16 protein-coding genes are annotated in these 13692 nt (G+C 64.0%); 9 read left to right on the top strand and 7 right to left on the bottom strand.

Annotated elements, in window-relative coordinates; all coding sequences use genetic code 11:
* Positions 1-94: 94 nt before the first annotated feature.
* The 4 genes from WDM24_RS13705 to WDM24_RS13690 form a co-directional block, all read right to left on the bottom strand.
* Positions 95-2368, bottom strand: coding sequence for a polysaccharide biosynthesis tyrosine autokinase (locus tag WDM24_RS13705; protein ID WP_338831599.1), 2274 nt, complete (start codon positions 2366-2368; stop codon positions 95-97).
* 129 nt (positions 2369-2497) lie between these two features.
* Positions 2498-3157, bottom strand: a complete 660-nt coding sequence (locus tag WDM24_RS13700; RefSeq protein ID WP_338831598.1) for a hypothetical protein — start codon at positions 3155-3157, stop codon at positions 2498-2500.
* 58 nt (positions 3158-3215) lie between these two features.
* A complete protein-coding gene (locus tag WDM24_RS13695) occupies positions 3216-4718 on the bottom strand; it encodes an O-antigen ligase family protein (protein ID WP_338831597.1) in 1503 nt (500 codons plus the stop codon).
* A 31-nt stretch (positions 4719-4749) separates the two neighbouring features.
* Positions 4750-5934, bottom strand: coding sequence for a polysaccharide biosynthesis/export family protein (locus WDM24_RS13690; RefSeq protein WP_338698615.1), 1185 nt, complete (start codon positions 5932-5934; stop codon positions 4750-4752).
* Positions 5935-6160: 226 nt separating this feature from the next.
* Between WDM24_RS13690 and WDM24_RS13685 the strand changes: the two genes are divergently transcribed.
* The 5 genes from WDM24_RS13685 (at position 6161) to WDM24_RS13665 (ending at position 9714) form a co-directional block, all read left to right on the top strand.
* Positions 6161-6457 (top strand): hypothetical protein, encoded by a 297-nt coding sequence (locus WDM24_RS13685; protein WP_338831596.1) that lies wholly within the window; start codon positions 6161-6163, stop codon positions 6455-6457.
* A gap of 100 nt (positions 6458-6557) precedes the next feature.
* Positions 6558-6836 (top strand): hypothetical protein, encoded by a 279-nt coding sequence (locus tag WDM24_RS13680; protein ID WP_338831595.1) that lies wholly within the window; start codon positions 6558-6560, stop codon positions 6834-6836.
* A 212-nt stretch (positions 6837-7048) separates the two neighbouring features.
* The gene (locus tag WDM24_RS13675; protein ID WP_338698609.1) at positions 7049-8329 is read left to right on the top strand and encodes a hypothetical protein; all 1281 of its coding nucleotides are present in this window, start codon (positions 7049-7051) and stop codon (positions 8327-8329) included.
* A gap of 7 nt (positions 8330-8336) precedes the next feature.
* Complete coding sequence (locus WDM24_RS13670) at positions 8337-9125, top strand: metallophosphoesterase family protein (RefSeq protein WP_338831594.1); 789 nt, start codon at positions 8337-8339, stop codon at positions 9123-9125.
* A 4-nt stretch (positions 9126-9129) separates the two neighbouring features.
* Entirely contained in the window at positions 9130-9714 is a 585-nt protein-coding gene (locus WDM24_RS13665) for a hypothetical protein (RefSeq protein WP_338831592.1), read from the top strand.
* A 50-nt stretch (positions 9715-9764) separates the two neighbouring features.
* Here WDM24_RS13665 and WDM24_RS13660 read toward each other — a convergent pair whose 3' ends face one another.
* Positions 9765-11207, bottom strand: coding sequence for an undecaprenyl-phosphate glucose phosphotransferase (locus tag WDM24_RS13660; protein WP_338831591.1), 1443 nt, complete (start codon positions 11205-11207; stop codon positions 9765-9767).
* Positions 11208-11364: 157 nt separating this feature from the next.
* On the opposite strand from WDM24_RS13660, the gene WDM24_RS13655 reads away from it, so the two are divergent.
* On the top strand, positions 11365-11607 hold the full coding sequence (locus WDM24_RS13655; RefSeq protein ID WP_245284852.1) for a hypothetical protein: 243 nt from the start codon (positions 11365-11367) through the stop codon (positions 11605-11607).
* Positions 11608-11621: 14 nt separating this feature from the next.
* On the opposite strand, the gene WDM24_RS13650 is transcribed toward WDM24_RS13655, so the two are convergent.
* Positions 11622-11996, bottom strand: coding sequence for a helix-turn-helix domain-containing protein (locus WDM24_RS13650; protein ID WP_166293743.1), 375 nt, complete (start codon positions 11994-11996; stop codon positions 11622-11624).
* 57 nt (positions 11997-12053) lie between these two features.
* Here WDM24_RS13650 and WDM24_RS13645 point away from each other — a divergent pair, with 57 nt between their 5' ends.
* The gene (locus WDM24_RS13645) at positions 12054-12236 is read left to right on the top strand and encodes a hypothetical protein (RefSeq protein WP_338831590.1); all 183 of its coding nucleotides are present in this window, start codon (positions 12054-12056) and stop codon (positions 12234-12236) included.
* 424 nt (positions 12237-12660) lie between these two features.
* The gene (locus WDM24_RS13640) at positions 12661-12849 is read left to right on the top strand and encodes a hypothetical protein (protein ID WP_029084082.1); all 189 of its coding nucleotides are present in this window, start codon (positions 12661-12663) and stop codon (positions 12847-12849) included.
* Positions 12850-13042: 193 nt separating this feature from the next.
* Here the strand turns inward: WDM24_RS13640 and WDM24_RS13635 are convergent, their stop codons facing one another.
* Complete coding sequence (locus tag WDM24_RS13635) at positions 13043-13252, bottom strand: hypothetical protein (protein WP_166203788.1); 210 nt, start codon at positions 13250-13252, stop codon at positions 13043-13045.
* Positions 13253-13362: 110 nt separating this feature from the next.
* Between WDM24_RS13635 and WDM24_RS13630 the strand changes: the two genes are divergently transcribed.
* Positions 13363-13680, top strand: a complete 318-nt coding sequence (locus tag WDM24_RS13630) for a hypothetical protein (protein ID WP_338831589.1) — start codon at positions 13363-13365, stop codon at positions 13678-13680.
* Positions 13681-13692 lie beyond the last annotated feature (12 nt).

The raw sequence follows: 13692 nt of genomic DNA, 5'->3' as shown, positions 1-13692 counted from the left end.
GGTCGCGCCCCAGGCGACCGACGAGCATGCGGCCGCGGCCAGCAAGCCGCGCGCCAGCCAGACGGCGGCACGCTTGATCGCCTCACCACGCGGCTCACTCGGTGTAGCCATAGCGTCCATAGTGAGAGTTGTAATAGTAGTTCTTGCCGCCATAGCCGCTGTAGCGGCTCATCGCGGCGATATCGGCCTTGTTCAGCACGACGCCGAGCAGGTTCTCGTTGACGGCACGGGCGCTGCGCAGCGCCCGTTCGACCACCTGCACCTGGGTCTTGCCCCACTCCACGATGAACACGAAAGAGTCAACGAAGTGCGCGGTGATGCGGACGTCGACCACCGGCGTCAGCGGCGGGAAATCGACGATCACGTAGTCATACTGGCTGCGGGCTGCGTCGATAAAGTCCTTCATCTGGTCGGAGGCCAGCACCTCGTGCGAATGCGCGATGCGCGATCGTGTGGCGCCCGGCAGGAAGGCAAGCCCGGTCTCGGGATCGCGCCATATCGTGTCCTGCAATGTCGCATTGTTCGACAGCACGTCGAGGATGCCGCGCTCGGCATTGGCCGCGACCTTGCGGCTGAGCGAGGGATTGCGCAGGTCGCAATCGATCAGCAGCACGCGCGTACCGCTCTGCGCCACCAGCTGCGCGAACACGAAGGCCAGCGTCGACTTGCCCTCGTTGGGCAGCGCCGAGGTCAGGCCAAGGATCTTTGACGGCTTGGTGACGTTGAGGTCGGCATTGACCTTGATCGAGCGGATCGCTTCCGAGAACCGCGAGAATGGCGAGTCGATCGCCGCCCACAGCACCGGTTCGTCGCCGCGCCGGATGGTCCGCGGACCGGCCGGCAGATTGGGACGAACGGCCACCGCGGCCTTGATCTGGCCCGCCGGCACGCGGGGAACGATGGCGACGCAATCCGTGTCGAGGATCGTCTCGACCATCTCGGCGGTGCGGAACACCCGGTCATAGAGGTCGCGCAACACGCCGAGCCCGAGCCCGGCAATCAGGCCGCCGAGCATCGAGAGCGCCAGCACGACGAAGGTCTGAGGGTGGCTCTTGCTGAGCGGACGCGAGGCACGGGTAATCACCCGCGCCTCGCTGACCGGGAACGACTGCTGCTGCACATTCTCCATGTAGCGCTGCAGGAAATTGTCGTACAGCGAGCGATAGGTCTGCGCGGAGCTCTCGAGCTCGCGCAGCGTCACCTGCGCCTGGTTGGTGGACTGCGACTGCGACACCGAATCGTTCACGGCGCGCTCGATCTCGCTCTGGCGCTGCAGGGCGATCGCATAGTCGCTCTTGTAGCTTTCGGCGAGCCGCTTCAGCTCATCCATGATCGACGACTGGATCTCGCGCATCTGGTTGCGCAGATTGACGGCGGCCAGATGATTGTAGCCATAGCGCGACGACCAGTCGGCCTCGCGGTTGGCAAGCTCGAGATATTGCGAGCGCAGCTTGGTGATGACCTGGTTGTTCAGGGTATCGGCGACCGTCGCATCGGGGACGCCGCTCTTCACCACCGCCTCGATGCGGTCGAGCTTGGCCTTGGCGTCGGTGACCTGCGACTTCACGTGAAGCAGCTGCGTGTTGAGCTCGCCGAGCTGCTGCTCGTTCATCAACTTGCCGCTGGAAGTGACGATGTTGTTGGTCTTCTTGTAGTCGAGCACCGCACGCTCGGCACTGGATGCCTGCGAGCGCAGCTCCTGGATGCGGTCCTGCAGCCAGACGCTGGCGCGGCGCGTCGCCTGGAACTTGGAATCGAGCTGATCGACGATGTAGGCGTCGGCGACGGCGTTGGCGATCTGCGCGGCGCGCTCGGGATCGAGCGAGCGGAAGGAGACCTCGATCACATAGGTCAGGCCGCGGCGGCGGACCTCGAGCTGCTTCTGCAAGGTACGGACCGCGCGCCGGGTCCGGTCGAACTCGTTGGGCGGCCCGCTGCCGGCGAACAGGCCGGTCACGAAATCCAGCACCGCTCCCGCCGCGCCGGCCTTGGAGCCGACGAATTCCGGATCGTCGGTGAGCTTGAGGTCCCGGATCACCGCGAGCGCCACGTTCTCCGACTTCAGGATCTCGACCTGGCTCTCGACCGCGGAGGAATCCACCGGGACGTCACTGACCGGCGATTGCTGCTGGAAGACTTGGAATTTGCGCGTGTCGATGATCATCGTGGCAAGCGCGGTATAGCTCGGCGCCGCCGTCGCCAAGTAGCAGATGCCGCCGAACAGGCAGAGCGCGGCGGTGCCGAGGATGACCCAATACTGCCGCAGCAGATAGGTGACGAACGCGTCGAACGTTTCCGCCAGCGACGGCAGTTCGGCCGGACGATTTCTCAGATCGACGGACGGCGAAATCTGGTTGCGCTGAAGCATCTCGTCCTATCGCCGCGCCGGCAGGCCGGAGCCTGCCCTCGCGCCCTCCAATGAAACTGGGAAGCGTCCCGCCGCCGACACCGAAGCGCATTGCTGCAGAGAGTTCGCCATTGACGATCGGAAGCCGGCTCAGGGAGTAACTGTTGTCAGAAGCGTGGTGCCGGTGGTCGTACCTGTCGTTCCGTTGCCCGATCCGGTAACCGATGACGTGAAGCTGAAAATGCCGGTGTTGACGCTGTTGCCGTTGATGGCCTCGAGCGTGCCGCCGCCTCCCGCACCGCCGGCACCGAGCGCGCCGGTCTGGCCGCCGGATGCGCCGGCGCTGCCCGCGCCGCCGCCACCCGTCGCAGCGGTGCCGCTGTCACCCGACGCCGCGGCGAACGCCATCACGGTGTCGAGGTCTTTGGTGTCGGCAATCGCCTGCTGGATGCGCGTCGCATAGGGCTGGTTGCTGCGCACCACGATGCGCGCGGCCTGGGCGAGACCGGCGGCGATCGCCGTCTTCTGGTCCTTGCTCGCCTTGGCGAGCAGCCCGATGATCGTATCCAGCGTGGTCGGATCGTTGATGGCGAAATCGCGCGCCCGTGAGGTCAATTCCACCCCCGCGTTCGGATACTGGGTCAGCAGCAGCTCCGGAGAGCCCTTGAAATTCGTGATCGCCTGGGAGAGCTGGCTCTGCCCGCCGGCGGCTTGCGCCAGTGCGTCACCGCCGGACGCCGTGAACGCCAAGATCATCAACACCGCCACGCGCGAGGCGGAAAAGCCGCCCGATCGCTCAAATGTGAACACCGCTATCTCCCTAACGAATACTAACAGTTCGTTAGCATAATCGGAGTTATCGCGCCAATTAAATAGCCTCGCCGGCCGCGGCCCCGGCACGCCCGGCGAAATCAACGTTAACCGGCGGCCCCGCCATAACATTGGCACCGCCGCGGCCATTGCCCGGTCTGGAGCGGAAGGATTGTGACAGTCCCGCCCCGAGCAAGGCCGCCATGACGACCGCGTAGCCGGTGATCTGGACCGAGAAATCGATCATCGAATGGATGGCGCCGGCGCCCGACGCGCACAATGCCGCAAGCGGCACAATGACGTCGCGGCGGCGGCTGCGCACGCCATGCGCCAGCACACTGAACGCTGCGAGCAGCGCGGCAATGACGGCGCCGGCCATTAGCATTCCGCCGTCGGACGCCAGTTCGAGCCAGCTGTTGTGCGCCCGGTTCCAGGTCCCGCGCAGCGAGATGTCATCGGTCCGATAGGCCGGATAGACCCATTCGAAGCTCCCGAAACCATCGCCGAGCCAGGGATGGTCAAAGATCATCCGCAGCGTCGCGCGATAGGTCGAGAACCGACCCTCATCCGACAGCCCCATGGTGCTGAAGCGCGCGCCGACGCCGCCGCCGAGAAGCTGCAGCAGGGCGAGCGCGACCAGGCTGCCGACGCAAAGTGCCATGATCAGGCCGTAGCGCGGCGGCATCCGCTTGCGGAAGAAGATCGCGACCGCGACGACCGCGGCGAGCAGCGAAATCCCGACGCCGCCGCGCGATCCGGTCAGAAACATGGCCAGCAGGCAGACCAGCCAGCCCAGCGCATGGCCGGCGAGCCGGCGCCGTGCCGGCCGATCGAGGCGCGCCAGCAGGCGCGACGGGCTGAAACGCCGTGGCGGCCAGTTGCGCTCGATCAGCTCGCAGCCAAACAGCAGCCAGATCAGGGCGCAGCAGCCGTAGTAGATGCCCGCGGTGTTGCGGTTGACGAAGGGCGACGTCAGCCACGTCAGATGCGCCTCCTTCTCATGGAGCAGGAAAATCCGCGTGGGATCGATCGCGAACGTGACGATACCGGCGATCGCATAGACGAGGCCGGCCGCGGCCACGGTCCGCAACAGCCCGCGAGCTATGGCGCGATCGGCGCCGAGCACGACACCGACGGAAAAGGAGAGCAGGCAGACGATCCCAAGGCCGGCGGAATAAAACGGCTGATGGCGTGCGATCGACGCGATCGGCGGCAGCTCGGCGGGCAACAATTTTCCGGCCTCCGCCCACAGCGCGTTCGGCGCCACACCGAGCCAGGGGTGGACCGCCGACTGCTCGTGCAGCACCAGCAGGGCGAGCGCCGTCAGCAGCACCGTCGCCGCGAGGATGGCGAGCTGGCCGTCGCGCAGGCGCATCGGCAACGCCCCGAGCAGCGCGACGGCGAGCAGGATCGACCAGATCGCGGGCGCGACAGCACCGACCGAGCCGAGCGGCAATGGCGCCAAGGCGACAACGGCGCAGAACAGCCACGACGACCATCGGACCGGCCAAGGCAATGCCGTCGCCTCGCGCGAGCCGGAAGGTAATCGTGAATTTGTCATGAAGCCGGCCGGGCCGGCTCACGCCCCGAAATCAGGGCGCAAGCTTGATCGAATTGCGAAGTAAGGTTGCGTTGTAGGCGGCCACGATCGGATCGTTCACCGTTGCGGTCACGAGGCGGATCTGCTGCATGACCTTGGCATCTTCGACCGACGCCGCATTCGACGCATACAGTACGTCCTTGTTGCGCAACTGGAAACGCGTGGCCAGGAAATAGCCGGCCGGATCGCGGAAATTGATGTTGTAGACGACCGGGATGATCGGCCCTGAATATTTGCTGACGTCGACGCCGAGCTTGGCGGCGACTTCCGGCAGCTCGCCGCGATAGACGAACACCGAGGCCGGATCGGCCGATGAATCGTTCAGGCCGCCGGCCTTGGCGACCGCTTCGGCGAGCGAGATGCGCCAGGCCTCGAAGTTGAACTGGCCCTGTGCGCCCGAGGCGCCGAAGGCAACGAAGGTCTGCGGTTCGCGGTAGACATAGATGGTGTCGCCCGGATGCGCGTAGATATTGCTCTTGGGCTCGTAGACCAGCTGACCGAACGGCACCGTGGTGCGCTTGCCGTCGCGCTCGAGCATCACCCAGGTATCGAAGCCCTGCCCTTTCGGGCCGCCGGCGCGCGTGATCGAGTCGAGCACGCGCTCGCCTGCGGCATTGGCGGGGAAGCGGTTCGGCGTATTGACCTCGCCGAGCACAGAGATCAGCGAGGTGCGCTGCTCGATCAGGGCGACCACGGCCTGCGGCTCGATCGCGCGGTTCTTCAGCGCATCGACGATCGAGCGCTGCACTTCGGTCGGGGTGCGGTTCTTGGCGCGGATCGCGCCGGCATAGGGCACCGAGATATTGCCGTCGGTATCGACGTTCTGGTTCGGCAGCGTGATGTAATTGCCGGGGCGCACGCCGGCCTCGACCGGAATGAACAGACCGCCGGCGGCGGCCTCGAAGATCGTGACGCTGACGACGTCGCCGATGCCGAAGTGGATGTCCTTGGGCGGCGGGCCCTGAATGCCTCCGGCGAGCTGCGGCGCGAACGACGCCAGCACGTTCTCGACCTGCGGCGTGATCTTGACCATCGCATAGGGCAGGCTTTCCGGATCCTTCTGCCCGGCCACGACATCAGAACTCGTCGGACCGTTGGTCGGCATGTAATGGCAACCGCTGACCGATCCGGCGGCCGCAAGCAATAACAATGCTCGAATGAAATTCGCACGCGACATCTAAATACTCCGACCGTGCCGTAACATGTCGACTATCAAAATCACAAGGTTCCGTGATATATTGCGATGCAATTGATAGAGAATGTTAGCAAGGTGAGGCAATTCGGCGACACCGGCAACATCATCGCGGGACAAAGCTCCGCATGACGCCACTCCGGCTTTGCTTTCGTGTGATGTCCCCGTTATCTCTGAATGAGATGGTTTGAGTTAACTGATTGAGGGTGTGATGACCCGCCTGAAGCCCCTGGCGATCGCGCTGGCAACCTCTGTGGTTTTGCTTGGCGGATCGGGCGCAAATGCCGCTGAATTGAGCATTACCAAAGCCCCGCGCGTCGCCGAGCGCGTCGGCGGCCACTGCCAGCGGCTGCAATATTGCCACGGCGACGTCTGCCAGTGGAAACGGGTTTGCTGGCACGGCTGTCCCGACCGCTACTCCTGCGCCCCGCTCTACGGCGCCTACGGACCCTATGGCGGCCGCGACTATTGGGCCGCCTACAGTTACGGCGACTTGCGCCCGTTCTGAATGTTAATCGACTAACATAACAGCCCGTCATGCGAGCGCCGGCCGTCATGCCGGCGGTTTGCGGCGATCGGGTTAACCCCGACTTAGGACCCGGCCCGATATGATGCGGGCACAGGGTTTGGTTATGTTATTTGTCTTCCTTGGCAATTTGATCGGCGGCGGCGTTCTCGGGCTGCGCCAGCACTGTCTGGTGCTGGTGCCGGTGGCGCTTGCGGAACTGGCGCTGCTGGCCGCCATCGGAGGCCCGTGGTCGGAGATCATGCTGCTCATGGTCATCGCCATCGTATCGCTGCAAAGCGGATATCTCGCGAGCACGTTCGCCCCGCTGCTCTGGTCCCGCCCGCGTATCTCTGTCCTCGCCCTGCGCCGACCGCATTAGAGCGTTTTCGAGCGACGTAGACCCCGGTTCGCGCGAAGAAAATGCGTCAAAACAATAAGCTCGAGCTTCGGTTCTGATTCAATCAGAACCGAAAATCTCTAGCGCGGCATAACGCTGCCTCAGTTGGCGCGCCTGATTTCCGTTGACCTCGCGACGAGCCCGGGGCATCCCGCTGCCTTGCGTTGTCATCTTCCGCAGGATCTGCCCCTCTCGTGTGGAACGTCACGGCTTTCATCTGCATCTTGATCGGGGCATCGATTCCCCTGGGTCTGCTCGACGCTTCGCTCGCCACTGGCCTCGTCGGCGCCGCAACGTCGCTTGGCCTGCTGGCAAGCCTGACCGCGATCCGTCCGGGTGAACTGTCCTTCCTGAAACAAATTGCCGGCCCTGCGGTTGCGGCGGCGCTGGTGCCGGCGGCCTGGATCATCCTGCAGATGCTTCCGCTATCGTTCTGGGCGCACCCGGTGTGGAAGTTCGCCGGCGAAACACTGGGCGCGCCGTTCAGCGGCAGCATCACGATCGATACCGGCGCAAGCATTGGCGTGCTGCTGCTCTGGCTGTCGCTGCTGTCGGTGATGATCGCCGCCGCCGCGATCGCGATCGATGCCCGCCGCGCCGATATGATGAGCCGCAGCATTGCGGCAACGGCCGTGGTCGCCGCACTGATCCTCGTGCTGCACAGCGATCCGCTCAAGGCCTGGCTTGGCGCAGCCGGAGCTGCGCGTGATGAGACAGCAAACGGATTTCTGATGCTCGTTCTCGTGGGCGCTCCGCTCGGCCTCGCACGCGCGCTCGACGTCGGCGGTCACGCCGATGGCCGCAGCGCGGCCCAGCGCGCGCTGTTCGCCGCAAGCGCGCTGTTCTGCGCCGCCAGCGCCTGCTGGTACGGGCATCGCGGCGCCGCGATCGCACTCGCTGCGGGCATCGCGCTCGTCCTGATGACCTTCGCCGCGCGAAAGCTTCATCTGCATCGCTGGAGCAGCGCCGGCGCGGCCACGGCGGTCGCGCTGATTGCGCTGGCGACGGCGGTCGCCAACCGCCATCCCGACGTGGCCTTTGCCGTCGCCTTCGCGGGTGCCCCGGCCGACCTCGTGCAGTCGACGCACACTCTGCTCGCCGACCTGCCCGCGCTCGGCAGCGGCGCCGGTACCACCGCAACGCTGGCGTCGACCTATATGGACTGGCAAGGCGCAGCCACGCGCCCCGTGGTGGCGACCAGCGCCGCCGCCTTGATCGCCCAGTTCGGTTCCGCCATGTTCTGGACCTTACTCGCGGTTACGGTCGCTTGCATCGCTGCCTTCACGGCCGGTGCGCGCAATCGCGGCCGCGACTGGTCCTATCCCGCATCCGCTGCAGCCGTCCTGCTGACGCTGCTGCTCGCCGCCTTCACCTTGCCGGAATTACCGGCGCTGCCCGGAGTGATCGTGTTGGGAGCCGTGATCGGAACAGGATTGGCACAGCGGATCAGCCGTTCACGGTTGCAGGCGGGCTAGACCAAAGATGCGCAGCCTCCTCCGGCGCCTTGTCGGCCAGCCCGGCGACCTCGAACATGAGGGCGACGAGACCTGCATCTACGCCGTCGGCGACATCCACGGACACGCCGAGCTGCTGCACGAGATCTGCGCACGTATCGATGCCGATATCCGCAAGTTCCGGCCGGCACGGCCGATCCAGGTGTTCCTCGGCGACTACATCGATCGCGGACCGGATTCGCGCGATGTGATCGCGATGCTCGATCAACGCCGCCGAACCCACAGCGTGGTCTGCCTGCTCGGCAATCACGAGGCTTGCCTGCTGGAGTTTCTCGTCAATCCCGACATGCTCGCGCAATGGCGGCAGTTCGGCGGTCTGCAAACACTGATGTCCTATGGCTTGTCGCCCTCGCCCAATCCCGACGCCGCCGAACGCAGGGCGCTGGCGCAACAATTGATCCGTCAGATGCCGCCGGCGCATCTCGCCTTCCTGCGCGCGCTGCCGATCACCTTTTCCTACGGCCGTTACTTCTTCGTGCATGCCGGCGTCCGGCCCGGCATCGCGCTCAAGCAACAGCGCAAGGAGGACCTGCTGTGGATCCGCGACGATTTCCTGGTGTCGGAAGATGATTTCGGCAAGGTCGTCGTCCACGGCCATACGCCGGTGCGCGAGGCCGAGTTGCTGCGCAACCGCATCAATGTCGACACCGGCGCTTACGCCACCGGCCGCCTGACCTGCGTCAAGCTGGAGGGACCGCGGCGAAGCCTGCTGATGACCGGCAACCGGGCAGCGCGCCATGGCTATAACGATGGCTAACACAATGGCTGACGCGGTCCGCCGGCACGCGCGACGCCTGTCGCCGGCTTTCCTGCCGGCCGCAGTGGCAATCGGTGCCGCGACGCTGGCGCTGTCGACCTGGTGGCTCGTCGCCGATGCGTTGCGCGGCAAGCCTGGGCTCGCTGCCGAGATCGGTGTGGTCAGGAGCGAGCTGTGGCTCGCCGACGGCTGGAGCGAATTGCCGGCATCGCCGGAGGCGGCCGAAGCCGCCTTCACCCGCGCGCTTCGGCTCTCGCCGATGGACGCCGGCGCATGGTTCGGCCTCGCCTCGGCGACCGGCCGGTTCGACTGGCTGAATCCGACCGCGTCGCGGGCGCTGAAGATGTCCTACTATACCGGCTTCAACCGCAGCGATCTGATCGGCCCGCGCCTGATCCTGCTGGCGCAGGTCGACACGACGCGCGATGTCGAGCTGGTCGATCTGTTGCGGCGGCAGATCCGCCTGATCCTCACCCGCGCGCCGGAGCTCAAGGGCGCGATCGGCCAGGCCTATCGCGTGGCTGATGACGCCAACCGGCGCATCATCGAGCAGGAATTCAGGGACGCCAATCAAAGCATTCCGCAGTAGCGCGCAAGCGCAAGCACCCGGCAGACGCCCGACCTTCAAACACCCAACCTTCAAACGCCCTTGTGCCGCAGCACTGCGCCGATCGTGCGCAACAAGATGCGCAGGTCCAGCATGAAGCTCCAGCTCTTGATGTAGACGAGGTCGTGGGCGACGCGCAGCTGCATGTCCTCGATCGCGGGCGTCGCGCCGCGCAGGCCCTGCACCTGCGCGAGACCGGTGATGCCCGGCTTGACGTGCTGGCGTTGCGCATAGCTCGCGATCAGCTTGGAATATTTGTCGTCATGCGCCAGCGCGTGCGGCCGCGGCCCGACCAGCGACATGTCGCCGCGCAGCACGTTCACCAGCTGCGGCAGCTCGTCGATGCTGCGGCGGCGCAGCGTCGCGCCGATCCCGGTCAGCCGCGGATCGTTCGGACGGGCCTGCGTGATGACATCGCCATCCTCGAGCACATGCATGGAGCGGAATTTGAGGATGTGGAATTGCTTGCCGTCAAACCCGTTGCGGCGCTGCCGAAACAGCACCGGCCCTCGGGAGTCGAGCTTGATCGCAATCGCCGTCCCGATCAGCAGCGGCGCGAACAGCAGCAGCAGGCCGCTGGACGCCACGATGTCGAACAGCCGCTTGCCGGCGCGCTCGAACGAGGTGAGCGGCGAGCGCTGCATTTCCAGCGTCGGGATCGGGCCAGACGCCACCATCCGCAGCGCCAGGAACCGTTCAGCCGTCCGGTCGGGCAAGAGCCGCACCGGCAGCGGCGACGCCCGCAGCAGGTCGCACACAAACTGGATGCGCGGCTCCTGCTGCCATGGCATCGCCAGGACGATCTCGTCGGCGCCGCACTCCCGCGCGGCGCGAATGGCTGACGCGACCGCCGCCCGGTCGCCGTCGTCGTCCGACGTGCCGGAAAGCTGCGCCCGTCGCACCTCGCTGAGACCGAAATCGCGTAGCAGGCTCGATTGCCGCACCCGGGACAATTCGTCCGCCATCCCGACCACGACGGCGCGGCGCGTCGCCAGCATGCCGCGGTCGATCGCCCGTTGCAGCGGCGCCTGCAGCAGCACCCGTCCGGTCACCAGCCCGAGGCCGCCGATCAGCCCGAACGACATCACCGAACCGCGCGAGACGCCGGAACCCACCTTCAAGAGGAAGATGATCAGGGTCATCAGCAGGACGACCAGCAGCCACCCGCCAAGCAGGCTGCTCCAGCGCCGGTCGAGGCCGGCCAGCACCTGCGCATTGTAGAGGCCCTGCGACTTGGCGACGAACATGTGAAGGATCGCGGCGAGGACGCCGATCCCTAGAAAACCCTCGAAGCTGTTGCTATAAACCGTGTGGTAGTAAAACAGATGATAGGCCGCGCCGCCGATGATGCTGGACAGCACGACGATGATCATCTCGAAGGTGACGGCGAACGCCTCGAGAGAGGCAAAAGCGAATGAAAAGGCGCCGAAGCTAACCGGTGCCTTCGCTAATCGAGCGTCCGAAAGGTCGGGCATCGGGAATTAACATTCGTGTTAACAATTCATATCTCTATTATCAGGCAGGTGATAAGCTCGCAAGACCTGCCGCACATATCGGGCAGAGAACGACCATGAGTTCGTCAGCTGGCGAAACCGAGGCCGCGCTGGTGGCCCTCCTCCATTTGATCCGCCTGTGGGCGCCGAGCTGGTCGCAGGCCAGCATCGCGACGATGTCGAGGTGCTGGTCAAGGCGATCGAAACAAAGCTGAGAGCGGCCCGATTCCCGGCAGAAATGCCGAATCAGGACATTGTCGGAGGTCTGGACCTGGCGCAGGCCAGACTACGTCCGATCTTCGAGGAGCTGCGCGCACGATCTGAGAAAGCACATCTGAGCGACCAGCTGCTGCTGGCGCCCAGGCCCTCACGTATCCATTAACGGATCAGCTTACGTTAGCTTTGGACTTCACCACGGCGGGGCAAACCGCTGCCGCCGCTGGACCTGAGCGCAAGCTTCTCCTCAATCTTCATTTTCTCGAGGAGCAGGTCGGTTACGATCCGACGCAGCCGTTCATTTTCCAGCCGCAATTCGTCAATACGGTTGCGGACAGGGGGGATTCCATCTCGATCATCGGTACGAGCGACGAGCTCGGTAACAGTACCATTCCCATGGTGACCGCGCGCGGCCTCCTGCTTGCGCCAGCGGTGAAACGTCATCACGCTCACGCCCAGCACCTTGCACGCTTGGGCCTGTGATTGCCCCCGCGCCATGAGTTCCTCGGCCTGTTTGACCTTGGAAGTGATCTCCTCAGTAGAATGACGCCTCATTGGTCATCTCGTTGCCCCCTAGATTAGCAATAATCGCATGGCCTATAAGCTATGTAAATGCAACAGGAAATTCAAATTGAGGATATCCCGGGGGCCTTCGGGAGCCTCGAACTTGCCGTCGGCAGCGACGCATTGTGCGAAGAAACGCCGAAGCTGCAAGGTATTTACCCGGAATATGTACGCAAGATTCCCCCGCAGAAGGCATCAGGGAGAAAAAGTTATACGACTTTCTACGTATGAGAATTTGAGCTGGATAACTGGCGCACCGTTTGCATTCCCGAGTGAGAGCAAATGAGAAATACTCAATCAGTCCGTTGACAGATTGTGAGTGCCCCATGTCTCACTGTGTTACCCTGCCAGCCAGTCAAGCAAGACTTTCACAAAATCCTAACAAATTAATCTCTCGACCTTCGCGTCCGGCGGCTTGCGGGCACGCACGCGCAGCGGTACGTACGAAGACACTGGGTGTCATGAGGGTTTCAACATATTTGAGGATTATTTTCACGAAACCTAACGTTGATCGCTCGACCCAAATTAACGATTAAGCGCTTTCCCACCCTTGGCGATCAGGCGGAACCACGGCCGCCTGAGAGTCTGCGAACTATTCTGTGCTGACGCTTGTCAGAGCCCGTCTCTGATCAACATTTTTGCGAGGATCGACACTATGGCGCGTCTCAAGGTCTTCGAGGGGAACCAGTCCGCTTCCAGCGATGCGACCGACGCCCTGGAACGGCTCGTCGCGGAGAATTTCGAACTCCGACATACCGCCGTCGAGCTGGTCTTGCAGACTTGGATCCTGCGCGAGCGTCTGTCCGATGTCGGGGCGCACAAGTCCGTACCGCAAGAGCACTGACCGCTCCAGCTGCCCTCCCTCATACGCGGACTTGCCGGGAAAAGCCGTCAGGGGGCCCGGCCGCATTGCGGAGAGGGCCGAATACTATTCAACTATAGATTGAACAACCCGCAACCATATGCGAGCCGGCGGCCTTCGCTAGTGCCGGCGCTGACTAGACACAACTGCTCGGGGAGGCGTCCGCGGACGAATGTCAGCGATGAACCCGGCGCAACGCGACGCGCGGGCGGGTCTGCTCACAGGATGCACCGAACGAACGAGACGCAACCGGGCCTTCGTGCAGCTCACGCAACTCAGCGATATCCAGCATCAGCGCAACGACCTCGTCGCGCAGCGATCGATTGGTCGCGAGCAACGCCTCTTCGATCGGCTGATGCAAATGTTGAATCTTGTGCTGCTTCATGGCGCGCCCTCGCTCTGCGGTTACGGGTATGAGCGATGTGATTGAAGTTTGAATGACAGAGACCGACCGCGCACATCGAAGGAAATTAATGGGGCAGGTTTGCGACCAACTTGGCTCTGACAGAAATTTTCCCACTCGGGTTCCACAACCAGATCGCGAAAGATTTAATCGATGGCCGTATTGTGTCGTCGCGATGGGAAATAGCGGCAAGTGATGAGACGCGCGGCGAAACGGCGCAGGTGGCGCCGAGCGTTGAACGCAACCAAGCGCATGAAATCATTCGGCGATCGTTGATTGCAGCGATCGCTATTGAAACCGGAGGCGCGCGTTCGAGCGATCAAAATGTCGCCGCGTCAAAGGCTCGCGCGTTGAAGAGGAGTTCCGATGCCGAACCAGATATTCCACCAAAGGCAGCGCGCACACACTAAATCTGCTGCTGC

The sequence above is a fragment of the Bradyrhizobium sp. 27S5 genome (assembly GCF_037217225.1).
GTDB lineage: Bacteria > Pseudomonadota > Alphaproteobacteria > Rhizobiales > Xanthobacteraceae > Bradyrhizobium > Bradyrhizobium septentrionale.
This window is presented reverse-complemented; position numbering and strand designations above follow the sequence as displayed.